The sequence below is a fragment of the Herbaspirillum rhizosphaerae genome, assembly GCF_001189965.1.
In the GTDB taxonomy this organism is placed as follows: Bacteria; Pseudomonadota; Gammaproteobacteria; order Burkholderiales; family Burkholderiaceae_D; genus Herbaspirillum; species Herbaspirillum rhizosphaerae.
Genome location: NZ_LFLU01000001.1, coordinates 518,446 through 542,258, shown reverse-complemented (window position 1 = coordinate 542,258; position 23,813 = coordinate 518,446). Strand labels below are relative to the sequence as shown.

The 23,813-nt window shown below is 59.2% G+C and carries 24 protein-coding genes and 1 tRNA gene; 7 read left to right on the top strand and 18 right to left on the bottom strand.

Annotated elements, in window-relative coordinates:
• Positions 1–8: 8 nt before the first annotated feature.
• The 3 genes from AKL25_RS02390 to flgB are packed head-to-tail and all read right to left on the bottom strand — an operon-like array spanning position 9 to position 1,569.
• Positions 9–722, bottom strand: a complete 714-nt coding sequence (locus tag AKL25_RS02390; protein WP_050476019.1) for a flagellar hook assembly protein FlgD — start codon at positions 720–722, stop codon at positions 9–11.
• Positions 723–736: 14 nt separating this feature from the next.
• Positions 737–1,141 (bottom strand): flagellar basal body rod protein FlgC, encoded by a 405-nt coding sequence (flgC, locus tag AKL25_RS02385; RefSeq protein WP_007882609.1) that lies wholly within the window; start codon positions 1,139–1,141, stop codon positions 737–739.
• 5 nt (positions 1,142–1,146) lie between these two features.
• Entirely contained in the window at positions 1,147–1,569 is a 423-nt protein-coding gene (gene flgB / locus AKL25_RS02380; RefSeq protein WP_050476018.1) for a flagellar basal body rod protein FlgB, read from the bottom strand.
• 211 nt (positions 1,570–1,780) lie between these two features.
• Between flgB and flgA the strand changes: the two genes are divergently transcribed.
• The 3 genes from flgA (at position 1,781) to AKL25_RS02365 (ending at position 3,410) form a co-directional block, all read left to right on the top strand.
• On the top strand, positions 1,781–2,503 hold the full coding sequence (gene flgA, locus AKL25_RS02375; RefSeq protein WP_050476017.1) for a flagellar basal body P-ring formation chaperone FlgA: 723 nt from the start codon (positions 1,781–1,783) through the stop codon (positions 2,501–2,503).
• Between the two features lie 108 nt (positions 2,504–2,611).
• On the top strand, positions 2,612–2,926 hold the full coding sequence (gene flgM, locus AKL25_RS02370; RefSeq protein WP_050476016.1) for a flagellar biosynthesis anti-sigma factor FlgM: 315 nt from the start codon (positions 2,612–2,614) through the stop codon (positions 2,924–2,926).
• Between the two features lie 4 nt (positions 2,927–2,930).
• Entirely contained in the window at positions 2,931–3,410 is a 480-nt protein-coding gene (locus AKL25_RS02365) for a flagella synthesis protein FlgN (RefSeq protein WP_050476015.1), read from the top strand.
• An 87-nt stretch (positions 3,411–3,497) separates the two neighbouring features.
• Here AKL25_RS02365 and motD read toward each other — a convergent pair whose 3' ends face one another.
• The 15 genes from motD to AKL25_RS02290 form a co-directional block, all read right to left on the bottom strand.
• On the bottom strand, positions 3,498–4,298 hold the full coding sequence (gene motD / locus AKL25_RS02360; protein WP_050476014.1) for a flagellar motor protein MotD: 801 nt from the start codon (positions 4,296–4,298) through the stop codon (positions 3,498–3,500).
• 23 nt (positions 4,299–4,321) lie between these two features.
• On the bottom strand, positions 4,322–5,068 hold the full coding sequence (locus tag AKL25_RS02355; protein WP_050476013.1) for a flagellar motor protein: 747 nt from the start codon (positions 5,066–5,068) through the stop codon (positions 4,322–4,324).
• A complete protein-coding gene (locus AKL25_RS02350; RefSeq protein WP_050476012.1) occupies positions 5,050–5,784 on the bottom strand; it encodes an RNA polymerase sigma factor FliA in 735 nt (244 codons plus the stop codon). The genes AKL25_RS02355 and AKL25_RS02350 overlap by 19 nt, the downstream gene beginning before the upstream one ends.
• Before the next feature lie 6 nt (positions 5,785–5,790).
• Positions 5,791–6,588: a MinD/ParA family ATP-binding protein gene (locus AKL25_RS02345; RefSeq protein WP_050476011.1), complete on the bottom strand. Its 798-nt coding sequence runs from the start codon at positions 6,586–6,588 to the stop codon at positions 5,791–5,793.
• A gap of 34 nt (positions 6,589–6,622) precedes the next feature.
• The gene (gene flhF / locus AKL25_RS02340) at positions 6,623–8,074 is read right to left on the bottom strand and encodes a flagellar biosynthesis GTPase FlhF (RefSeq protein WP_050476010.1); all 1,452 of its coding nucleotides are present in this window, start codon (positions 8,072–8,074) and stop codon (positions 6,623–6,625) included.
• Entirely contained in the window at positions 8,071–10,170 is a 2,100-nt protein-coding gene (flhA, locus tag AKL25_RS02335; protein ID WP_205627199.1) for a flagellar biosynthesis protein FlhA, read from the bottom strand. Before flhA ends, flhF begins: the two co-directional genes overlap by 4 nt.
• The gene (flhB, locus tag AKL25_RS02330; protein WP_050476009.1) at positions 10,167–11,348 is read right to left on the bottom strand and encodes a flagellar biosynthesis protein FlhB; all 1,182 of its coding nucleotides are present in this window, start codon (positions 11,346–11,348) and stop codon (positions 10,167–10,169) included. The genes flhA and flhB overlap by 4 nt, the downstream gene beginning before the upstream one ends.
• Positions 11,349–11,625: 277 nt before the next feature.
• Positions 11,626–12,282, bottom strand: a complete 657-nt coding sequence (cheZ, locus tag AKL25_RS02325; protein ID WP_050476008.1) for a protein phosphatase CheZ — start codon at positions 12,280–12,282, stop codon at positions 11,626–11,628.
• The gene (cheY, locus tag AKL25_RS02320; RefSeq protein ID WP_050476007.1) at positions 12,269–12,664 is read right to left on the bottom strand and encodes a chemotaxis response regulator CheY; all 396 of its coding nucleotides are present in this window, start codon (positions 12,662–12,664) and stop codon (positions 12,269–12,271) included. Before cheY ends, cheZ begins: the two co-directional genes overlap by 14 nt.
• Positions 12,665–12,816: 152 nt before the next feature.
• Positions 12,817–13,896 (bottom strand): protein-glutamate methylesterase/protein-glutamine glutaminase, encoded by a 1,080-nt coding sequence (locus tag AKL25_RS02315; protein ID WP_050476006.1) that lies wholly within the window; start codon positions 13,894–13,896, stop codon positions 12,817–12,819.
• 93 nt (positions 13,897–13,989) lie between these two features.
• A complete protein-coding gene (cheD, locus tag AKL25_RS02310; protein WP_050476005.1) occupies positions 13,990–14,595 on the bottom strand; it encodes a chemoreceptor glutamine deamidase CheD in 606 nt (201 codons plus the stop codon).
• A gap of 3 nt (positions 14,596–14,598) precedes the next feature.
• Positions 14,599–15,465, bottom strand: coding sequence for a CheR family methyltransferase (locus AKL25_RS02305; RefSeq protein WP_050476004.1), 867 nt, complete (start codon positions 15,463–15,465; stop codon positions 14,599–14,601).
• Positions 15,466–15,560: 95 nt separating this feature from the next.
• Positions 15,561–17,273: a methyl-accepting chemotaxis protein gene (locus tag AKL25_RS02300; protein ID WP_050476003.1), complete on the bottom strand. Its 1,713-nt coding sequence runs from the start codon at positions 17,271–17,273 to the stop codon at positions 15,561–15,563.
• Positions 17,274–17,673: 400 nt separating this feature from the next.
• Positions 17,674–17,750: transfer RNA gene (locus tag AKL25_RS02295), tRNA-Pro, on the bottom strand.
• Between the two features lie 90 nt (positions 17,751–17,840).
• The gene (locus tag AKL25_RS02290; RefSeq protein ID WP_050476002.1) at positions 17,841–18,227 is read right to left on the bottom strand and encodes a hypothetical protein; all 387 of its coding nucleotides are present in this window, start codon (positions 18,225–18,227) and stop codon (positions 17,841–17,843) included.
• A 273-nt stretch (positions 18,228–18,500) separates the two neighbouring features.
• On the opposite strand from AKL25_RS02290, the gene AKL25_RS02285 reads away from it, so the two are divergent.
• The 4 genes from AKL25_RS02285 (at position 18,501) to AKL25_RS02270 (ending at position 23,771) form a co-directional block, all read left to right on the top strand.
• The gene (locus tag AKL25_RS02285) at positions 18,501–20,036 is read left to right on the top strand and encodes a PAS domain S-box protein (protein ID WP_050476001.1); all 1,536 of its coding nucleotides are present in this window, start codon (positions 18,501–18,503) and stop codon (positions 20,034–20,036) included.
• 258 nt (positions 20,037–20,294) lie between these two features.
• Positions 20,295–21,083, top strand: coding sequence for a FadR/GntR family transcriptional regulator (locus tag AKL25_RS02280; RefSeq protein WP_050476000.1), 789 nt, complete (start codon positions 20,295–20,297; stop codon positions 21,081–21,083).
• Positions 21,084–21,330: 247 nt separating this feature from the next.
• A complete protein-coding gene (gene kdgD / locus AKL25_RS02275; RefSeq protein WP_050475999.1) occupies positions 21,331–22,245 on the top strand; it encodes a 5-dehydro-4-deoxyglucarate dehydratase in 915 nt (304 codons plus the stop codon).
• Between the two features lie 89 nt (positions 22,246–22,334).
• Positions 22,335–23,771: an aldehyde dehydrogenase family protein gene (locus AKL25_RS02270; RefSeq protein WP_050475998.1), complete on the top strand. Its 1,437-nt coding sequence runs from the start codon at positions 22,335–22,337 to the stop codon at positions 23,769–23,771.
• Positions 23,772–23,813: the final 42 nt, after the last annotated feature.

The window sequence follows — 23,813 nt, the reverse complement described above, 5'->3', positions numbered from 1 at the left end:
TCAGTGGATTAAAGAATTTGGACTACGTCGGTAGTCTTGATGGTGCCGATGTTCGATACGTTCAGCTTGACGCCGTCGGTGCCGGTGCTGACGCTGGCGACTGTACCGAACGCCAGAGCAGTGGCGCCGACTGCAGTACCGGCGCTGGTTGCCGACACGGTGAAGGTATAGGTGCCGTCTTTTGCCTGGCCGCCGGCATCGGTTGCGCCGTTCCAGATGATCGGCAAGGTGCCCGAACTCTGCGGACCCAGATCCAGCGAGTGGACAACGTTGCCGGCCGAGTCGCGGATGGTGACTTTGACGCTGTCCGCGTTGTCCGCCAGTTGCACGCCGAAGATGGCTTTTTGTGTAGTGACGTCGTTGCCGCTGGCATCCTTGGTCGTGTCCGATGTCAGCGTGACGTTGTTGCCCGGCGCCAGAACGCTGTGACCGATCATGTTGGCCGCTTGCAGCGATTGCGACGCGCCCAGATTGCTCATCAGCGACGCCAGGGTAGAGTTCAACTGACTGATGCCCGACACGGTCGACAGCTGAGCCAGCTGAGTGGTCAGCTGCGAGTTGTCCATCGGATTGGTCGGATCCTGATTTTGCATCTGCACCGTCAGCAGCTTCAGGAAGCGTTGCTGGATCGCTTCAGGGCTGTTGTCGTTCAGGCTGGAAGTGCTTGTCGAAGTTTGCGTCCCATTCATGGACGTCAGCAGATCATTGGAAACAGTAGTCATGATTAGGATCTTCCTTAAGTACCGATAGTGAGGGTTTTCATCAACATATTCTTGGCGGTGTTCATCGTCTCGACGTTGGTCTGATACGAGCGCGAAGCGGAGATCATGTTGACCATCTCCTCTACCGGATTAACGTTCGGCATGGCGACATAGCCGTTGGCATCAGCCAATGGATGCTTCGGGTCATACGTCAGCTTTGGCGGGGCCTGGTCTTCGACGATCTGGTCGACCTTGACGCCGCTGTCGGAAATATTGCCGTATGGCACAGCCTTGAACACGACTTGCTTGGCCTTGTACGGCTGACCGTTCGGGCTGGTCGCGCTGTCGGCGTTGGCGATGTTGCTGGCGACCGTATTGAGGCGCTGGGACTGCGCGCTCATGGCCGAGCCGGCGACATTGAAGATATTGGAAAGAGACATGATGATCAGCCCGGTTGGATGGCGGCGAGCAGCGTCTTGATCTGCCCGTTGACGGCCGTAACGCCTGCTTCGTAACGCACGGCGTTGTCGGTAAATTGGTTGCGCTCGACGTCCATGTCGACGGTATTGCCGTCCACGCTACCCTGCGTGACCGTGCGATACAGCAGCGGCGACCCGCCGATGCCGCTGTCGCCTGTCGGCTTGCCGGCAATATGGCCTGCCGACGTACGCGCCAGCTCCACCGGCGGCACTTTGGTCGTCTTGCCGTCCATGGCGCCCTGCAAGGTCTTCGCAAAGTCGATGTCGCGCGCTTTATAATTGGGCGTATCGGCATTGGCGATATTGGACGCCAGCAATTGCTGACGCTGGGCGCGCAAGTTCAGCGCCGTCTCGTTAAACCTCAGATAATCATCCAGTTTTGCGACCATCAATTTCTCCTGAATGCGCCCTTCAAAAAGTACGCATTACGCCGATAATGGGATTTAGATACCATTGGATCATACGACCCCACCTGAAACTCGATTGCCCGATAAAGAGATAAATCTGTGCCTTGTTCAGCCTTTTGATGAGGGCTGCGGCTATTAGTATTGCTGACACGATGGCCACTCCTGCGGCCACTAAGGTGTTAAAGTTGTTGTTATGAAATCATTCTTCACAGCGCTGGCGTTGCTCCTGCCTCTGATCGGCTCCCCGGTGCTTGCACAAACGGCAATTCCCGACCCTGCAAATTCACCGCCACGGCAGAATCTTGGCGCCCTGCAGCAGATCGCCGAACAATTCGTCAAAGTCCAGACCACCGGCCTGTCCGGCACGGTCAATGCAAGCATTGAACCGGTCGACAGCCGCCTGAACCTGCCCTCTTGCCCGTCGCCGCAAGCCTTCCTGCCTAACGGCGGCCGCCTGTGGGGCAAGACAACCATCGGCATCAAGTGCACCGCCCCTTCGCCCTGGACGATTTACGTACGCGCCACGGTGCAAGTCATTGCCGAATATATTGTCGCAGCCACGCCGCTGGCGCAAGGCCAGACAATCGGCCCCAACGACATCAGCAAGGTCAAGGGCGATTTGTCGAACTTGCCGAGCGGCATCATCACTGACCCGGCCCAGGCGATCGGCCGCACCGCGAACATCTCCCTGGCGGCCGGCGCACCGCTGCGCCAGGATACTTTACGCGCCAATCGTGTCGTACAACAAGGGCAATCGGTCCGCATCGTATCCACCGGCCCGGGTTTCCAGATTGCAACCGAGGGACGCGCCCTGAACAACGCCAGCGAAGGCCAGATAGCGCAAGCCCGGACGCCCGCCGGACAGGTGGTCAGCGGGGTCGCCAGAGCGGGCGGAATTGTCGAGATCAATTACTGACGAGCAACGAATTATTGCCGGAGAAAAAGAATTAAAGTTTGCGGAAAAATCGCCGATAATCTATGCAACAGGCGGGCCAGAGAGCCCTAACCACTCAAGGATGATGCCGTGAACGTTAATGACGCCCTTAAAACTGGCACAGGTTTACCCGAGGTAGCGCAGCCCCAGCCGCGCACTCCAGGCGCGACCGGAGCCAAGACGGATACAGTCAGCGCCGATTCCGCCAATGTACAGTTGTCTGCTCAGTATCAGTCGCTTGGTACGAAGGCGGCAGCAAGTCCAAGCGGCAGTTTCGACGCCAAGAAAGTTGCAGAAATCAAAGCAGCAATTGCCAATGGCACCTTCCAGGTTGATCCTGAAAAAGTTGCCAGCGGCCTGTTGGACACCGTGAAAAATCTGATCAGCACACGCAGCAAAGCTTAATGTAATGACAAGCACGACTTCGCAATTGCCCTCGCAATACCTGGCTGAAGAAAAGCAGGTAACGTCGCGCCTTGTTGCCACGCTGGAACAAGAGCAGGCACTGCTCAGCGGTAACGGCGATGCCGATGAAATTCCCGGCGTCATCAACGAAAAAGCGCAGATCATTGCCGAAATGGCGAGACTGGCCGAGCAACGCTACAAACTGCTGTCGGCGGCAGGTTTCCCTGCCAGCGAAAACGGCATGCAAAGCTGGCTCGAGCAGCACGGCGCCGATGCCGCGAAAACACAATGGAATGAGCTGTTCGAACTGGCGCAATCGGCGCGGGAACTGAACCGCGTCAACGGCACGCTGGTCGGCCGTCAGATGGCCATCAATCAAAACGCCCTGAAGATTCTGCAAGGCAGAAGCGGCGGCGGTTCGCTCTACGGTCCGGATGGTTCGGCCAGTGTCGGCTCAACCGGACGCCCGCTTGGCATAGGCTGAGCCCGCCGCGCAAAGCAAAAAAAAGACCGCCGATGCGGTCTTTTTTATTGCCTGCCAGGTTTGCGTTATTGATCAGCCTGATGCTGGCTAAGGCCTGATCTTTGGCGTGCCGTCGGCAATCGGCACCTCGGTCACCTGCTCTGCCAGGCGCGACAGGATCATCACGTCCACGCGCCGGTTGCGCAGGCGCCCTTCCGGGGTGTCATTCGACGCCACCGGCTGATTGGATCCATGCCCCACCGCCGTCAAGCGCATTTCGGCAATCCCCTGATTGCCGAACAGACGCGCAACCGTACTGGCGCGCACTGCCGACAATTCCCAGTTGGACGGAAACACCGTCGTGCTGATCTGCGTGTTGTCGGTATGGCCTTCGATCTGGATCGCATGATCGTCGTTCCTGAGCACCCTGGCGATGGCAATCAGCGTTTCCTCGGATTCCTTGCTGACCTTGGCGTCGCCCGGCGCAAACAAGACGTTCGCATTGATCTCGACGTTGACGCCGACACTGGTTTGCGTCACACGCACCTTGCCCTCCTGCACCAGCGGCGCCAGCACTTGCATGATGTCGCGCGCCATGTCGGTCATGCGCTCTTTTTCGCGCCGCAAGGCTTCGTTGTTGCGCGGTTTTTGCAGCGGAGGAATTTTTGGCGTGGCGGCTTGCTGCGCGCCCTGGCCGCCGGCCTGCACGATCACCGGCGCAGTGGATACCGGCTCTTTGCCGAAGGCATTGATCAGTGAGTCGGCGAGTATCTTGTACTTGCCTTCGTTGACCTGGGAGATCGCGTACATGACCACGAAGAAGGCGAACAGCAGCGTGATGAAGTCGGCATAGGAAACCAACCAGCGCTCATGATTCTCGTGTTCTTCCTCATGTTTTTTGCGCGCCATGGATACCGCCGTATTTTGCGTTGTTACGCGTTTTCGAAGTAGGACTCGGCGCGTTCCTGAATGACTCGGGGATTGTCGCCGCTGGCGATGCCGAACAGGCTGTCGGCAATCATCTCCCGTTTGGTCACTTCCGCGGCCAACAGTTCTTTCAGTTTATTGCCAACCGGTAAAAAGAACAGATTGGCGAGGCCTACGCCATAAATCGTGGCAACAAACGCCACCGCAATCCCGCCGCCCAGGCGCGCCGGATCCGCCAGATTTTCCATGACGTGGATAAGCCCCAGCACGGCCCCGAGGATGCCGATCGTCGGTGAATAGCCGCCGGCAGCTTCCCAGATTTTCATGGCCTGGCGCTGCCGGGTTTCGTAGGTGGAAATGTCGACTTCGAGGATCTCGAGCATCTTGGCGGGCGTGATGCCGTCGATCAGCAAGCGCAATCCCTTTTTCACAAACGGATCGTTCGCGCTGTCCAGGTATTCCTCCAGATGCAGCAGTCCTTCGCGACGCGACACCGTGCTCCAGAGCGTGATGTCTTCAATCAGCTTGCGATGGTCGTGATCAGGGGGAGAAAACACCGACCCGATCAATTTCACGCCGCGCACGAAATTGTCGAGTCTGGTTTGCAGGAGGACGGCGCCGACTGTGCCGGCAAAGACGATCAGGAATGCCGTCGGCTGCAGGATGGAACCAAGATGACCGCCTTCCAATATCTGCCCCAGGAAAATCCCTCCCAGGGCCAACGCCAAACCGCCTATGCTACTCCAGTCCACGCTTGCTCCCTCAAGGTCGAGCGCATACGAGCAATCGCCTGACTATGCAGCTGGCATACTCGCGACTCGGACACGCCCATGACGGCGCCGATTTCTTTCAGGTTCATTTCCTGTTCGTAGTACAGGCCCATCAGGATCTTCTCTCGCTCCGGCAGCGCCTTGATCGAATCGATCACCGCTTCGCGGAAACCGCCGTTGATCAGATTCTGCAGAGGGTCGTCGCTCTGGCTGGTCTGATAGCGATCGAGGAAATGCTCATGGCCGCCTTCGGCATCGTGAAAGTCTTCGTAATAGATCAGTTGATGGCCGCCGCACTCGGTCAGCATCTCCTGGTATTCGTCCAGACTCATCTTGAGCTGTTTGGCGACTTCCGCCTCTTGCGGCGGCCGTCCCAGTTGCTGCATCAGAACGTGGATTGCATCTTCGATCTTGCGCGTGCTTTGACGGATGCTGCGCGGCAGCCAGTCGCTGCTGCGCAGCTCATCCAGCATGGCGCCGCGAATGCGTTGCACGGCGTACGTTTCGAACTGCGCACCATGCGTTTCTTCATAGCGATTGACGGCATCAAGCAGACCTATCATGCCTGCCTGAATCAAATCGTCCACTTCCACACTCGGCGGAAGCTTTGCTTTCATCTGATGCGCCAGCTTTTTTACCAGCGGCGCATGCTGCCGAAGCAAATCATTCTTGTCCGTCTTGCCATTGACGTTATACATAACACGTCATACTCCGAGACTGGCGCCATCGGTTGCCATACCGTACGTGCCTTTGGTGAGATTGGAAAGCGAGAACTGATTGGCCAAACGCTTGAATGCTACTGTTGCGCCGGTCAGAGGAAATGCCTCCAACACGGTACGGCCCTGCCCCGAAGCACGGCGGATATGCTCGTCGGCCGGGATAGAACCCATGAAATTCAATTGTGCCGCCAGATAACGGTTGGCTGCCTGCGCCATGTTGGCGAACACCATTTGCGCTTCCGCATCCGAACCGCCGGTCACCAGCAAATTGAAGGGACGGCGCCCGAGGCGGTCGCTCAGGCTTTTGATCAGCACGTACGCCGCTTTGATGGAATTGGCGCTGGTCGACATGTGCACGACGATCTCCCCCATTTCCATGGCGGGAACCGGCAAAACATCATCGTCGCTGAGCTCGCCGTTGACGAGCGTGATGTCCGACTCTTCCGTCAGCGCATCGAAAATTGCCGCCAGACGCGACGCCTGCGGATGCGTTGCCGCAGAAACATTCTTGCGCGACAGGCGCGCCAGCGCAAAACCTTCCGGCACCAGGCGCACCGCCTCCTCAAGATCGCGCTCCTGGCGTGCGACGTCAAGCAGGCTCGCCACGGTGAGTCCGCCGAATCGGGACAAGATGCTCGATGGCGTCATGCAAGCGTCGACCAGCAGGGCGTTGCAATCATTCGCGGCCAGAGAAGCAGCCAGATTGATCAGCATCGCGCCTTTTTCGTCGTCGGGCAGTACCGAGAAGAAACTGAACACGCGCGGCGTCGGACGCTCCAGCATCCGGCGCAGTCCTTCCGCTTGATCAACATCATAGCTAGCCAAGGATCACCTCCCGCAGGCTTTTGTCATTCATGGCCGTTGCTGTCGGTCCGACAACAACGGGCAACTCTGCATCCTGAAACTCGAACGGCGCGGTTTCACGTTTCAGTTTAAAGGCTCGGTCAGCCAGATACAACTTGTTGGCGACGTGCAAGTCTTCGGGAACGCGCTGACCGTTTGCGACGTAATACAGATTCAGTTTTTGACGGATGACAACATCGAGCACGTTGCCGATGGTCGCTGCTTCATCGAGCTTGGTGATGATGCAGCCGGCCAGGCCGTCGACCGAATACGCGCTCACGACTTCGTTGAGCGTGCCGCCGGTCGCTGTTGCATTGAGGCAAAGCAGGCGCTTGATCTCGGTGCCGGCGCCGGACAGCATGGCTGCCTGTTCGGCCACCATCTGATCGCGCTGGCCCATGCCTGCCGTATCGATTAGGACAGTATGTTTGCCGCGCAGTTCGTCCAAAGCGATACGCAAATCGGCTTCGTCTTTCACCGAGTGCACCATCACGCCGAGAATCTTGCCGTAGATGCGCAATTGCTCGTAGCCGCCGATACGATAACCATCGGTCGTGATCAGGGCCAGCTTGCCCGGACCGTGGCGCATCACACAGCGCGCCGCCAGCTTGGCGGTCGTGGTCGTTTTGCCAACGCCGGTCGGACCGACCAGCGCGTAGACGCCGCCCTCTTCCAGCAATTCGTTTTCGTTGGCCATGGTCATCAGATTCTTGGCCAGCACCGATTTCACCCAGAACATCGCATCTTGCGACTTCGGATTCTGCGGCAAGTTTTCCGTGATCAGGCGCGACAGGCTGGCGCTGAAACCGGCGGCCAGCATTTCACGCATGATGGCGGCCTTGGCCGGTTCACGCTTTTGCGTACCGCCCCAGGAAATTTCAGCCAGTTGCGTTTCCAGCACGCCGCGCATGGAACGGATTTCGGTCATCACGTCGGACAGAATTTCGTCGTAATCCTTGCCGTCGAATTCAGCCATGATCGGCGATTGCTTCGGACGCTGTGCGGACGGCGACGCTGCCGCAGAAGCCGCAGAGGCAGGACGCTGCTGCTGAGCGCCCTCTTGCTGCTCCTTGGCGCTGGCGCGCGCGGCGTTGCGGGTGCGCCATACGCGCGCTTCCGCCTGTGCGGCGCTGTGTTCGATCGCGTTCGATTCGACGCCGAGGCCCTGATGCTCGACGCGACGCGGCGCCGCAGCTTGCGGCTGGACCGGTTGCGCGGGAGGTCGTCGCACGGCCGGACGCGGCATCGCGTCCTTGGCCATGGCCGGCACCACCAGCGAAGACATGTCTTCGTTTGCCATCGCCAGAATCTCGACGCCGTCGTCGATATTACGATTGGAGAGGATGACCGCATCCGGTCCAAGCGCTTCGCGAACCTGGCGCCATGCATCGCGCGACGAACCTGCAATAAATTTTTTAACGTTCATGCTTGCCCTCCAACTAGGCTAGTAACTTTAATCGTTTTCGAATCAGGAACTTCAGCGTGCGAAAGCACCCGGAGCTGCGGCATTGCGCGTCGCAGGAAGCGCGACAACAATGCTCGTAACGGAGCCGGGACCAACAATACCGGGGTCAAACCCAATTGCTCTTGATGCCGTGCTGCATTCTCTGTCTGTGTAATCAGTGCGTCGGCCAGGCCCGGCTCGATGCCGCCGCCGTCCGGACCGCTGGCCTGCATCGCCTGCATCAGCAAACGTTCCAGCTTGCCGTCGAGCGCCATGACGGACAACTCTTCTTCGGTCGGGAAAATCTGCTGGATGATCGCGCGGCCCAGGGCAATACGCACGATGGCGGTAAGTTCGTTCGGCTCCTGCACCCGCGCCGCATTTTCGGCCAGGGTTTCGATAATAGTCCGCATATCCCGAATATGCACGCCTTCGATGAGCAGGTTTTGCAACACTTTTTGTACCGTGCCCAAAGGCAAGAGCTTCGGCACCAGATCTTCGACCAGCTTGGGCGCATCTTTGGCGATGTGGTCGAGCAGTTGCTGCACTTCCTGGCGGCCGAGCAATTCGGCGGCGTGCAAGGTAATCAGGTGATTCAGGTGGGTCGCGATCACGGTGCCGGTATCGACCACGGTGTAGCCCATGGTCTGCGCCATTTCGCGCATGCCGCTTTCGATCCAGACCGCAGGCAGGCCAAAGGCCGGATCGCTGGTCATCAGACCCGGCAGCGGACCGGTCACCATGCCTGGATTGATCGCCAGGAATTGGCCGAATGTCGCTTCGCCCTTGCCGATTTCCACACCCTTCAACGCAATCCGATAGGCCGACGGCTTCAATTCCAGATTGTCGCGAATGTGCACCGGCGGCGACAGGAAGCCGACTTCCTGCGCGAATTTTTTACGGATGCCCTTGATGCGGCGCAAGAGTTCGCCGCCCTGCCCCTTGTCGACCAGCGGGATCAGGCGATAGCCGACTTCCAGACCCAGCGTGTCGACCGGCAGAATATCTTGCCAGGTCGCCTCTTCGATTTCGGGCGCGACGGCGGTCGGCGCCGGCATTTCGGTCTGCACGGCGGCTTCCTGGATACGCTTGCCGACCGCATAAGCGGTACCGGCCAATATGCCCGCCAGCAGGATGAAAGCGATATGCGGCATGCCCGGGATCAGCCCCATGCCGCCGATAATGATGGCGGTCAGGTAAAGCACTTCCGGCTTGGCAAACAACTGGTTGATCAGCTGGCCGCCGACGTCCTGGTCATTGGCCACGCGGGACACCACGACGCCGGCTGCGGTCGAGATGATCAGCGAAGGAATCTGTGCCACCAGGCCGTCACCGATGGCCAGCAAGGTGTAGTTCTTGAGCGCCATGTCGAAGGCCAGGTCATGTTGGATCATACCGACCACCAGACCGCCGACGATGTTGACGACGGTGACGATGATGCCGGCCACGGCGTCGCCGCGCACGTACTTGCTGGCACCGTCCATCGCGCCGTAGAACTCGGCTTCCTGTGCCACTTCCTTGCGGCGCGCACGCGCCTCGGGCTCGCCGATCATGCCGGCGTTCAGGTCGGCATCGATCGCCATCTGTTTACCCGGCATCGCATCCAGGGTAAAACGCGCACCAACTTCAGCAATACGGCCGGCGCCCTTGGTGACGACCGTGAAGTTGATGATCGTCAGGATGATGAACACCACGATACCGACGGTATAGTTGCCGCCGATCAGGAAGTGGCCGAAGGCCTCGATCACCTTACCTGCGGCGTCCGGCCCAGTGTGGCCTTCGGTCAGCACCACGCGCGTGGAAGCGACGTTGAGCGACAGGCGCAGCATGGTGCTCACCAGCAGCACTGCGGGGAAGGCAACGAAGTCGAGCGGCTTGACGGTGTACAAGGCAGTCAGCAGGACGATGACCGACAGCGAGATGTTGAAGCTGAACAGGATGTCCAGTGCGAACGCAGGCAGCGGCAGCACCATCATCGCCAGCATCATCACGATCAGTACCGGCGCAGCCAGCGCCTTGGTATGCTTTACCGGCACCCAGGCCGGCAGTTTCATGCTGCTGATATTGTTCAGATTCATCGTGCTGCCCTAGCTCGGATGGCAGCAATTGCGGCCTTGCGTTTGTACAAAGGATCGTCCATTTCTTTCGGCACATCCAGGTCATGCGGTTCTTCCGGCCGCACACCGCCGCCGGCGCCATAGGTGCGCAGCTGGAAGATGTAGGCCAGCACTTCGGCCACGGCGGTATAGAGCGCCTCGGGAATTTCGTCGCCGATTTCGGTGTGGTAGTGCAAGGCGCGCGCCAGCGGCGGCGCCTCGAGAATCGGCACTTTGTGTTCGCGCGCCAGTTCGCGGATCTTCGCGGCCACCGCTTCGGTCCCCTTGGCAACCACGGTCGGCGCCGACATCGAACCTTCGCTGTACTTGAGCGCAACGGCAAAGTGCGTCGGGTTGGTCACCACCACGTCGGCGGTCGGCACGTTGGACATCATGCGGCGGCGCGCTGCGGCACGCTGCAGTTGGCGAATCTTGCCCTTGATCTGCGGGTTACCGTCGGACTCCTTGTGCTCGTCCTTGACTTCCTGACGGGTCATCTTCAGCTTGCGGTTGTAGTTCCACAACTGATAGGGCACATCGATGGCGGCAATCACGATCAATGCGCACACGATCATGATGAAGCTGGACCACAGCAGATGCGGCATGTGCATGCTGCTGGCCTCAAGCGGCTCAACACTGAGATTGAGCACCGCATCGATATGGCTCTTCATGGCCAGCCAGGCAACAGTGCCCACCAGGACGGTCTTGAGGATACCCTTGCCGAGCTCGACCAGGGAATTGATGGAAAACATGTTCATGAAGCCCGAAATCGGGTTCATGCGGCTGAATTTGGGAACCAGGGAGCTGCTGTTGAACAGCCAGCCGCCGAGGATCAGAGGGGATGCCACTGCAGCCAGCGTCATCATGAAGGCGATCGGGATCATCGCCACCGCGATTTCCATGAAATGCCCGCTCAGGTGATTGAACAACAACACCGGATCGTAGGCCATCTCGCGTTCGAACGTCATGGTGGACACCATGATGCGGTTCAGGCTGGTGATCAGCGGACCGGTAAACATCCAGACCGTCGCGCCGCCGATCAGCAACGTGACACACGTAGCCATCTCGCGCGAACGCGGCACATCGCCCTGCTCACGCGCTTTTTCAACGCGTTTGCTGGTGGGCTGTTCGGTCCGTTCCTGATCGCTATCTTCGGCCACTGCCGCTCCCCTGTATTGCTGCTTTCCGCTTGTAAGGACGGAATTTTGAGACTATCAGGGGGAATTATTGGCGACGGAGGCCTTGTATCATCGCGGGAATAAGGGGCGAAACGCCCCGTATTTCGGGGTAGGAAAAGCACGCCAAGTCTGCCTTCAGAGGGAGGAGGCAGAAATAACGGAGGGAGATACCTGCGCCGGGATGAAAATTTACATCTGTCCCGGCGAGGTTTGCTGCAGAGAATTATCTGATAAACAACAACATCCGATCAACCCTGACTCAGAAACCGAGGCTTTCCAGCAAATCGTCAACCTGGCTTTGATTGGCGATGACATTGGTGCCCGTCGGATTGATCTGCGGACCGTTGAGCAAGCCATTGTCTTCGCGCTTGGCTTCCGGCGGCGAGTAGTCCACCAGCAGTTGCACCAGCTGGCTTTCAATATCGTGCGCCAGTGCGGTAACGCGCTTGATCACCTGCCCGGTCAGATCCTGAAAATCCTGCGCCATCATGATGTCCAGCAACTGCTGCTTGGTCATGCTGACATTTTCGCGGGTCGAGCCGAGGTACAGCTGGGTCTTTTCCGCCATGGCGCGATAGGCCTCTTCGGAAAAACCGGCTTCGGTGACAGCTTTCCACTCTGCGGCCAGGCTGCCGGCACCTTCGCCGATGGCGTCCTGCATCGGGCCGGCGGTCTCGGTCGCGTTCAGCACGCGCTGCGCCGCCTTCTCCGTCATCATCGCCACATATTCGAGACGATCACGCGCATCGGGCATATCGCTCGCAGCCTTCTCCAGCAGACGATCAAAACCCAAGCCGCGCAGATTGTCATGCAAGCTGCGCGTCATGTGCCCTATGCGTGACAGGAACTGGTCTTGCTGATCCGCCCCCGGAGTAACGGCTCCTTGGGATGCAGTATCCACGTTAGCCTCCGGCATCCATCTTTTCGAAGATCTTGCCGAGCTTTTCGTCCAGCGTCGCTGCCGTGAACGGCTTGACCACGTAGCCATTGGCGCCGGCTTGCGCGGCGGCAACAATGTTTTCCTTCTTGGCTTCCGCGGTCACCATCAAGACCGGCAGCTTGGCCAGCGCCGGATCTTTACGGATTTCCTGCAACATGGTCAGACCGTCCATGTTGGGCATGTTCCAGTCGGAAACCACGAAGTCGAACTGATCGCTGCGCAGCTTGTGCAACGCCTGCACGCCATCTTCGGCTTCATCCACGTTGGTGTAACCCAGCTCTTTGAGCAGGTTCCGGACGATGCGGCGCATCGTGGAGAAATCGTCTACAACGAGAAACTTGGTATTTGGGCCTGCCATGACTATTACTCCATTGAATCAAAACAATTGTTGACGATAACGACACGAATACAGCGAAACTTGAGGCCCTGTCCTACAAAACTACGCATTTGCCACTGCGCTACTACTGAGCATCTTATTCGATAATGGGCTGCATAGTACTTGAACTTGAACTACACGCGCAATGCACGACTGCCGTGCTCTGCGAGATAACTCATCACGCGGCCCGGCATGGCCTGCAATGACAACACCTCATGCGCGCCGCCGACGGCAATCGCCTCGCGCGGCATGCCGAACACCACGCAGGAAGCCTCGTCCTGCGCAAAATTGTAGGCGCCGGCATTGCGCATTTCCAGCATGCCCAGCGCGCCGTCCTTGCCCATGCCGGTCAAAATCACGCCGAGCGCGTTCTTGCCGGCGCACGCCGCCGCCGAATGGAACAGCACATCGACCGACGGCCGATGGCGATTGACCGGCGGCCCCTGGTCAAGCTGCGTCATGTAGTTGGCGCCGCTGCGCACCAGCTTCAGGTGCGAATGCCCCGGCGCGATATAGGCGTGGCCCGGCAGGATACGTTCGTTGCCGGCCGCTTCCTTGACCGAAATCTTGCACAGATTGTCCAGGCGCTGCGCGAACGAGCGCGTAAAACCTTCCGGCATGTGCTGCGTGATCAGGATGCCCGGGCAATCCGACGGCATCTTGATCAGAAACTCCTTGATTGCCTCGGTGCCGCCGGTGGAGGCGCCGATGATGATCAGCTTTTCGCTCGACAGCAGCGGATTGCGCATTTGCGGCAAGGGTTCGCCGCCTGAGCTCTTGTGCGCATCCGGATGCGGGATTGCGCGTGGACGAATGCTGGCCTTCGATGCCGCGCGAATCTTGTCGGCGATCATGTCGGTGTATTCCTGCATGCCGCTCTGGATCGAAATCTTCGGCTTGGTCACGAAGTCGACTGCGCCCAGCTCAAGCGCGCGCAGGGTGATTTCCGAGCCGCGCTCGGTCAGCGAGGACACCATCACCACCGGCATCGGGCGCAGGCGCATCAGCTTCTCGAGGAAGTCGAGGCCGTCCATGCGCGGCATTTCGACATCCAGCGTCAATACATCCGGGTTGGTTTGCTTGATCAAGTCACGCGCGATGATAGGGTCAGGGGCCACGCCCACGACTTCCATATCTGGTTGGCTGCCGATGATCTCTTTCATGACGCTACGGATCAATGCCGAATCGTCAACGATCAATACTTTTATTTTCATACGATCAGTACTTTCCAGAAACTCGCTCCTGCGCATGCGCGCGGAAGCCTATGAACCATTGTACAACTCGCCCCGCAGGGAGCAAGCCCGACTTTAAAACAAGTCGACTGCGCCGCCAACCGGTTTCGTGACCAGCCTGCTGGCGTAGTCCTGTTCGCGGTTGACCAGCGTATTGTTGTGCAGCTGCTTGAGCTTTTTCACCAGCACCTTGCCGGTGCGCGGGAAAAAATACACCTTGCGCGGCCAGATGTCATTGAGATCTTCGGCCACGACGCGGATATTTTCCGCTTTCAGATAATCCCGGACGAACTGCGCATTGCGCTCGCCGACGTTGATGGCGATGAAGCCGCGCAATACATTGCCGCCGCCAAACACTTTCGCTTCCAGGTTTTCACGCCGCGCGCCCGCCTTGAGCACATCGTTGATGAGAATTTCCATGGCGTAGGTGCCATAGCGCATCGACGCGGAAATCGGGCTGTCGCCGTCGCCGCTGTCGGGCAGCATGAAGTGGTTCATCCCGCCGATGCCGGTGACGCGGTCGCGGATGCACGCCGACACGCAGGACCCCAGCACCGTGACGATCATCATGTCCTTGTGCGTGAAATAGTATTCGCCAGGCAGTATCTTCGCCGCGTCGCAGTCGAAGGTACGGTCGTAATAAACGTTGGATGCGAATTGATCCTGGCCTTGGGGGTTCATGATTTATTTCCCCACTTTGCGTTGTGACGCCGCATTGAGTTCGTAGACAGTCTTGCCCTTCAACTTCAATGCGTCGGAGACATACAGGAAATTTTCCGAATGGCCGGCAAACAGCAAGGCATGCGGCTTCATCAGCGGCACGAAGCGCGACAGGATCTTGCTCTGCGTCGGCTTGTCGAAGTAGATCATCACGTTGCGGCAAAAAATCACGTCAAATTGCCCCTGCACCGGCCAACTGTCGCCCAGCAGGTTCAACTGTTTGAAGGTCACCATCTTGCGCAGCTCCGGACGCACGCGGACATAGCCCTCCTGAGCGCCCTTGCCGCGCAGGAAGAACTTCTTCACGCGTTCGGGCGAGAGCTTGTCGATGCGCTCCATCGGATAAACACCGTTGGCGCCGGTTGCCAGCACATTGGTATCGATGTCGGTGGCGATGATCTGCGCCGGCGGCGTCAGGCTGCCGTAGGCTTCGCACAAGGTCATGGCGATCGTGTACGGCTCTTCGCCCGTCGAGGCGGCAGAACACCAGACCGTGACCGGCTCCTTCAAGGTCTTGACGAAATCGGCGAGGATGGGAAAGTGGTGCGATTCGCGGAAGAAGGACGTCAGATTGGTGGTCAGCGCATTGGTGAAGGCTTCCCACTCGTCTGCATCGCCGCCGCGCTCCAACAGGTCCAGGTATTGCACGAACGAGCCGATGCCGGTCGCGCGCAAACGCCGCGCCAGACGGCTATAGACCATTTCCTGCTTGCTTTCTGCCAGAGCGATGCCCGCGCGCTTGTAGATCAGGTCGCGGACCCGGTCAAAATCACGATTGGTAAAATCGAACTCTTTGACAGAATCAAGCTTATTCTGTGGCGCAGGTTTCAAGTTGATTTTCCTTTTCTATTACGGCCTGCCCGATTCTGAGACAAATACCCCCGTTGTCGAATAGTCTATCAACCTGCCCTGCACGGTCAAGCTGTTCAAGCCGAGATCTGGCGCACCAATCCCTTGCTGTTCTCGTTCTTGCTCACGCCGGTTAGCTGCTTAGGCGGCTTTTCTGACGGCGTTCTGACGGTTTGCGGCGCGGCAGCAATGCCGGTTGCCGCGACCGGCGCCCCCGCCTCGGCCTGACTCGACCGATAGCCGACGCGGAAACCGCCCCAATGCTTGCCGTTGACATAAATCGGCACCGACAGGTCGTGCATGACCTCGCCGGTATCGCGCTTGTATGTCTGCAAGAGGAAGGGTTTTGTATTCGCCCCGCAACGCTTTCCGGTACGGTCGCTGAAAATGCGCTTGGTGCGGTTATTCACCAGATCGGTGTCATAGTCGCCCGTCAATGGCCTGGAGAATTTTTTGTTGTGCGTCGGAAAGTAACCGTTGTTGTCGACCGCGCCGGCATACGCCAGTTGCGGCATCGCCTCCAGCAGCCCTTCTTGCACATCCGGCAGCACCCGATCGGTGAAGGCGTCGAACTGCGTCGTGTGCTTAGGCGGATTCGTGTTGGCGACCGGTTTATACGTGCGGTCAAACAGCGCCGCCTGCGTGATGCGTCCGGCCGCGATCGCCTCCTCGAACAACTTGCCGATGCGTTTGGCAGTTGCCGCCGCCGCTTTCTGGATGTCGTCGTGCTGCGTCTTCGCGTTGCTCTCGGCAATCGCGTCGTACACCAATTCGGCACGCTCCGACAACGCCATCGCCGATGCGGCGACGCGCGGCAACTCGATATCCGTGGCCAGCATGCCGTCGCGGATCTTGAGGATCGCCTCGGCGATCCGGTGCGTGGTCTCCACGTGCTCGCGAGACGCGCGGGCGATCTGCTGAATTTCCTCTTCCGAGATGGCCGCCGAGCGCTCGATGCTGCCGAGGAAGCCGTGTACGCGTTCGACGTTTTGCGACGCCTCCTGCACCTTCACGCTCAGCGCCTGCATGCCGCCGGCGGCGCGCTCCGCCTCTTCGGTGATGGAACGCACCATCGCGCCGATATCATCGGTCGCCTCCTTGGTGCGCTGCGCCAGTTGGCGCACTTCGCCGGCCACCACCGCAAAGCCGCGCCCGTGCTCACCCGCGCGCGCTGCTTCGATCGCCGCGTTCAAGGCCAGCAGATTGGTGCGTGCGGCAATCTCGCTGATCACTTCGGTAATGCCGTGAATGCGCTTGGATTTTTCCTGCAGCGCCGACATCATGACCGAAGCGTTCTGCGCATCGTGGCGCGCCTTGCTGATCTGCGCCAACCCCAGGTCGACTTCGGCGCGTCCGGCCACGCTTTCCAAACGCACGTCGGCAGCAACCTTGGAGGCGCGTTCCGCATTGGCGGCAATCTGTTCGGTGGTGCTGGCGTTCTGCTCGGAGCCGGCAACGATGCCGTTGGCCGCCTGCACGTCCTGGCCGATTTTATTTTTGATGGAGTCGACAAAATAAGAGGTCTCGGCCGCGCCGATCATGATGTGATCGATCTCGCTGCCGATCTTGTCGACGAAGCTGGCGCCCTGCCCGGCGTCGCCATTTTTCTTCGCAAGACTGGACAAGATCACCGCCGCTGCCGTCGCTATCACCGCCTGCCACAGCACCGGCACCGGCAATCCCGATGCGCCCAGGCCGGCGAACACGCCAACACCGACCGCGACCGGAATCACCACCGCCATCAACACCCCCAGCGCACGCGACAGCGCCTTGCTTTTCCTTTGGAACATACGGCAGTCTCCTCACTGTATTTCCGCCCCGCCCGATAAGCTGCTTATTTGCTATTGATTTGCTATCGTTTCGGCAAGTACGGATGTCGTCCGAACAACTTGTCTGAAAGGAGATCTGGATACGCCGAGCCGGTTCGCCCTCGATTTCTATTTATGCAATCCGGCACGCAGTCTCCCCCTATTTTGAAGGCAGCTTACAAGGCATAACTTACGTGTAGCTTATGCCGGAACGGTCGATGCAAAATCCACCGGACGATGCGTTCACGACTAGGCAAACATCATCTTTATATACCTGTTGCGCCATACCTGCCGGTAGGCAACTTCCGCAATGAGAAGGCGAAGCTGTCGAAGAAAAAACAAAAAGGGCCACAAGCAAAAACTTGTGGCCCTTCGATTTCTTTGGTCGGGACGGAGTGATTCGAACACTCGACCCCTTGCACCCCATGCAAGTACGCTACCAGGCTGCGCTACGCCCCGACGAGCCGGCAATTATAGCAGAGTGGAATTTGTTTTGTCTCTGCCAACATTCGATGCGTTTGAAAAACAGCGTGCGAATGACGAAAAATCCTATTGGGATGAGATCTTGCCATCGTCCTGCGCGGCGTCTTTCAGTTTCTTCACGGTCGGATCGGCCGGCTTCAGCCCCAGATTCTGCGAACGCAATTTGTCGCGGATCAAACGGAAGGCATCGACGTCCAGCATCGGCGTCAGGCCGTTGCCCTGCGCCTTGCGGCGCTTCATAGCTTGCGGCTGCGGCTGTGCCGGCAGGGGCATCGCTGCCACGGCGGCGGCCAGTGTCGAGAGTCCGCTCGCCAATTGCGTCGCCGCATCCGACAAGGTCACCGTATCGGTCGACGCCGGCGCCTGACTGTCATTGGGAGCGCTCGCCTTATTGACGCTTGCACTCACTTGGGAGGCGACACCCTGCGGGTTGTCGCTTGCATCGATCTTCATGTCTCATCCATTCCGTACTCGTATTTATCAATTAACGGATAAGGAGGCAAAATCTTTAACAAACAGCAAGGCCGCTTCGCGAAACGTCCACATGCTCTTTCGACAACTCGCGCTTTGGTTACGGTAACGAATGTAGTAACAGTAATTGCGTCAAAAGCTTGTCCGCGTCACAATACCTCGCATGTTGTCGGTGCGTCATTGCACCCTTGCAGCCAGGTTTTTCAATAATCGGCGCTGATTCCGCCTGATCGACCATTTGAAGGAACGAGCCAGATGACAGCTGATGAATTTCCAGGCGAAGTCGAATTGACGGATGCGCAGCAGTTCCAGCTGGCGGTATCGTCGATCCGCGACTATGCGATCTACATGCTGGACGTCAAGGGCAATATCACTACCTGGAACAATGGCGCGGAGCGCTTCAAGGGCTATACCGAGCAAGAGATTCTGGGTACGCACTTTTCCCGTTTTTATACCGCCGAAGATCAGGAAGTCGGACTGCCGGCGCGCGCGCTGCGCATCGCCGTCACGGAAGGCAAGTTCGAAGACGAAGGCTGGCGCGTGCGCAAGGATGGATCGCGCTTCTGGGCCAGCGTCGTCATCGATCCGATCATGAAGAAAAGCGGCGAGCTGATCGGCTTTGCCAAAATCACCCGCGACGTCACCGAAAAACAGCAAGCCGCCACAGCGCTGGCACAGGCCAATGCGGCCCTGTTCCAATCGCAGAAAATGGAAGCCCTGGGCAAACTCACCGGCGGCGTGGCGCACGACTTCAACAACCTGCTCGCCGTCGCCTCCAGCGGCATGGACGTCCTGGTTGCGCAGCATCCTGAACTGCAAGGCTCGCGCACGCTCGACAGCATGCGTCGCGCCATTTCGCGCGGCGCCGGCCTGACGCAGCAATTGCTGTCGTTTGCCCGGCAACAGCCGCTGCAGTCGGAAGAACACGACCTCAATGCCCTGATCAACGATTTCGAATCGGTGCTGCGCCGCGCGGGCAATTCATCGATCCAGTTCAAACTCCAGCTCGATTCCGGCGCGATTCCCGTCAAGATCGACGCCGCGCGTTTTGAAACCGCGCTGCTCAATCTCGTCGTCAACGCCTGCCAGGCCATGCCGGACGGCGGGCAACTGGCAATCAGCACCAGCCGGATCCGCCTGAAAGAAAAAGCCGTCAACAGCCTGGCGGCCGGGCTGTATGCAGAGATTCGCGTCGAGGACACCGGCGTCGGCATGACGCCCGATGTTGCCGCCCGCGCCTTCGAACCGTTTTTCACCACCAAGGCGCCGGGTGAAGGCACAGGCCTGGGCTTAAGCCAGGTCCACGGCTTCATCAATCAATCGGCTGGCGACGTGGCCATCGCCAGCGAAGCCGGGCTCGGCTCGACCTTCATCGTCTACCTGCCGGTGATGGAAAGCAGCGAAGCGCGGGAGCGCAATGAAGGACGCGTCGATATCGAGACCGTGTTGATCGTCGACGACCAGCTCGACTTGCTGGAAGTGACCGCAGAACTCTTCCGCACGCTCGGCTATGAAGCCCTGACCGCCACCAGCGGCGCTGAAGCGCTGGAGGTATTGGAACGCACCTCCGTCGACATCCTGTTCAGCGACGTGGTCATGCCCAACAGCATCAGCGGCGTCGAACTGGCGAAACTGACGCGCGAACAATATCCGGCCACTAAAATCATCCTCGCCTCGGGCTATCCCCTGCCCGGCCTGAACTCGACGCAAGGCAGCGTGCACGGCTTCTCCTTTCTCAACAAACCCTATCAATTGTCCGACCTGGCCAAGACGCTGCGCAGCAAGAATTGATGGCGGTTACCGATCGCGTTCATTGTTGAGATGGGCGGCTTCCAACCGCACTTTTACCGAAGTCTCCCGCCCGAACCTGAAAAATGACCGTCAATCCGGCAAGAATACGCGCCGAAGACGCCTCAAACCGGTATCGAACGTAGGAAACCCAGTCATCCTCTGGTAAGATGTCGCATATCTTTTTGCGGGCTGACGGCGTTCGTCCGGACGCGTTTTCACGCAATACCAGGCTACTTTCACACATATCGACCTATAAAAATGGAAGTTAACGAGACACCCAGCCCGCTGATGCGCCCACGCAAGAAAACCCAGAGCCTGTCTCAGGAAGTGGTTGGCGCGATTTCCGAAATGATCTCCAACGGCGCCATCAAGCCGGGCGAGAAGCTGCCGACCGAGTCTGAAATCATGCTCACCCAGGGCGTCAGCCGCACCGTGGTGCGCGAAGCGATTTCACGCCTGCAGGCCGCCGGACTGGTGGAAACGCGGCACGGCATCGGCACCTTCGTGCTGGAGGCGCAAAAGGCCGGCAACATCAATATCGACCCGGCCACCATCACCACGATGAAGGATCTGCTGGCGCTGCTGGAGTTGCGCATCAGCCTGGAAACCGAAACCGCCGGCCTGGCCGCCGCACGCCGCACCGACGAACAACTGCTGGAGATCCGCCAGGCGCTGGACGCCTTCCATGAGAACCTGAAGAAAGGCAATGACACCGTCGGCCCGGACTTCCGCTTCCATTTCCAGATCGCCACCGCCACCGGCAACCGCTATTTCATTGAAATCCTGAGTCACCTCGGCGCCGGCGTGATCCCGCGCAAGCGCCTGAACACCGCCGAACTGGCGCGCGACCCGCAAGCCAGCTATCTGGACCGCGTGCAGCGCGAACACGAAGACATCTACGAAGCCATCGCCCGCCGCGACACCGAAGCGGCGCGCGCGGCCATGCGCAACCACCTGACCAACAGCCGCGAGCGTCTGCGCCGTGCGCAGGAAGCAGCTGAATCGGCAGCAGGTACGCAAAAGACCTCGGACACGTCGGATACCTGACCAGGCAATAAAACGTATTTCAGAATTGTCCTGCACTACCGTAGCAAGCTGATAACGACATCAGCGCAAAATCAACGCAACACCGGCCGGCAGCAAAAAACTGCTGGCTTTCTCCCAATTCATGTTGTACGATGACTGATATCTTAAGACACTTAAGAACGAGTTCCATCCAGAAGCGCTGACCATGTTCGGAATTTGTTCTCAAGCGCGACGGTATTTTTAACTTCATCACCTGGCACCTACTGACATGTACACACCACAAGACCTGAAACAGATCCTTTCCGCCGGCCTGCTCTCTTTCCCGCTGACTGACTTCGACGAGCAAGGCGACTTCCGCCCGAAGACCTACATCGAACGTCTGGAATGGCTGGCACCTTACGGCGCCAGCGCGCTGTTCGCGGCCGGTGGTACAGGTGAGTTCTTCTCGCTGGTGCCGGGCGAATATTCCGACATCATCCGCACCGCCGTGGAAACCTGCAAAGGCAAGGTGCCTATCATTGCCGGCGCCGGCGGCCCTACCCGCGCTGCGATTGCCTATGCACAAGAAGCCGAACGCCTGGGCGCGCACGGCATCCTGCTGATGCCGCATTACCTGACCGAAGCCAGCCAGGACGGCATCGCCGAGCACGTCGAAGCGGTCTGCAAATCGGTCAAGTTCGGCGTCATCATTTACAACCGCGGCGTCTGCAAACTGAACGCCGACATGCTGGAACGCCTGGCCGAGCGCTGCCCTAACCTGATCGGTTTCAAGGACGGCGTCGGTGAAATCGAATCCATGGTCACGATCCGCCGCCGTCTGGGCGATCGCTTCACCTACCTCGGCGGCCTGCCGACTGCGGAAGTCTACGCAGCTGCTTACAAGGCGCTGGGCGTGCCGGTCTACTCGTCGGCCGTGTTCAACTTCATCCCGAAGACGGCGATGGACTTCTACCACGCCATCGCCAAGGAAGACCACGCCACCGTCGGCAAGCTGATCGACGAATTCTTCCTGCCTTACCTGGCCATCCGCAATCGCAAGGCCGGTTATGCAGTGAGCATCGTCAAGGCCGGCGCCAAGGTTGTCGGTCACGATGCAGGCCCGGTGCGTACGCCGCTGACCGCCTGCACCGAAGCCGAACATGAAGAACTGGCTGCGCTGATCAAGCGCCTCGGACCTCAGTAATTGCAACACCACAATAAGTAACTCAATCCTCGACTGACCGCCGGATTCGTCCCGCGGTCAGTTTTGGCATCCACACCCAGGAGAACCCGATGACCCAATTCGCAAATTACATCAACGGTGAATGGCTGCAAGGCGCCAGCATCAACAAGAACGTCAACCCGTCCGACCTGTCCGACATCATCGGTGAGTACGCACAAGCCGATGCCGCGCAAGCCGACATCGCCATCGCCGCTGCACACGCCGCTTTCCCGGCCTGGAGCGTCGGCAACATCCAGGCGCGTTCGGATGCGCTGGACAAGATCGGCTCCGAAATCCTCGCACGCAAGGAAGAACTCGGCCGCCTGCTGTCGCGCGAAGAAGGCAAGACCCTGGCCGAAGGTATCGGCGAAGCCGGCCGCGCCGGCAACATCTTCAAATTCTTCGCTGCCGAAGTGCTGCGCATCCAGGGCCAGAAACTGGCCTCCGTGCGTCCCGGCATGGACATCGAAATCACCCGCGAACCGGTCGGCGTGGTCGGCATCATCGCGCCGTGGAATTTCCCGATGGCGATCCCGGCATGGAAGATCGCACCGGCGCTGGCCTACGGCAACACCGTCGTCTTCAAACCGGCTGAACTGGTGCCGGGCAGCGCCTGGGCGATTGCCGACATCATCAGCCGCTCGGGTATCCCGGCCGGCGTGTTCAACCTGGTCATGGGTCGCGGTTCGGTGGTCGGCCAGCGCTTCATCGACGACCGTCGCGTCACTGCCCTGACCTTCACCGGCTCGGTCTCGACCGGCGCCCGCGTGGCGCAAGGCTGCGTCGCCCGCATGGCCAAGTTCCAGCTCGAAATGGGCGGCAAGAATCCGCTGGTCGTGCTCAACGACGCCGACCTCAACGTCGCCGTCACGGCTGCCGTGCAAGGCGCCTTCTTCTCGACCGGTCAACGCTGCACGGCGTCGAGCCGCATCATCGTCGAAAAAGACATCTACCCGCGCTTCATCGAAGCAGCACGCAATCAGCTGGCCGGCCTGAAGATCGGCCATGCATTGACGGCCGACACCAACATCGGCCCGGTGGTCGATCAGTCGCAACTCGACCAGAACCTGTCGTACGTGGAAATCGGCAAACAGGAAGGCGCGCGTCTGGCCTTCGGCGGCGAGCGCGTCAAACGCGACACCGACGGTTTCTACATGACGCCGGCGCTGTTCGCCGACTGCAATAACGACATGCGCATCTCGCGTGAAGAAATCTTCGGACCGGTCGCTTCCGTGATCCCGGCCGACAATTACGAACACGCGCTGCAACTGGCCAACGACACCGAGTTCGGCCTGTCGTCGGGCATCTGCACCACGTCGCTGAAGTACGCCACCCACTTCAAGCGCCATGCGCAAGCCGGCATGGTGATGGTCAACACGGCAACCGCAGGTGTCGACTACCACGTACCGTTCGGCGGCCGCAAGGCGTCGAGCTTCGGTCCACGCGAACAAGGCGCGTATGCCGCCGAGTTCTACACCACCGTGAAGACTGCTTACACCGCCGCGTAATGGCGCAGGCCGCGTAAAGAACCCCTGATCCTCATCAGGTAT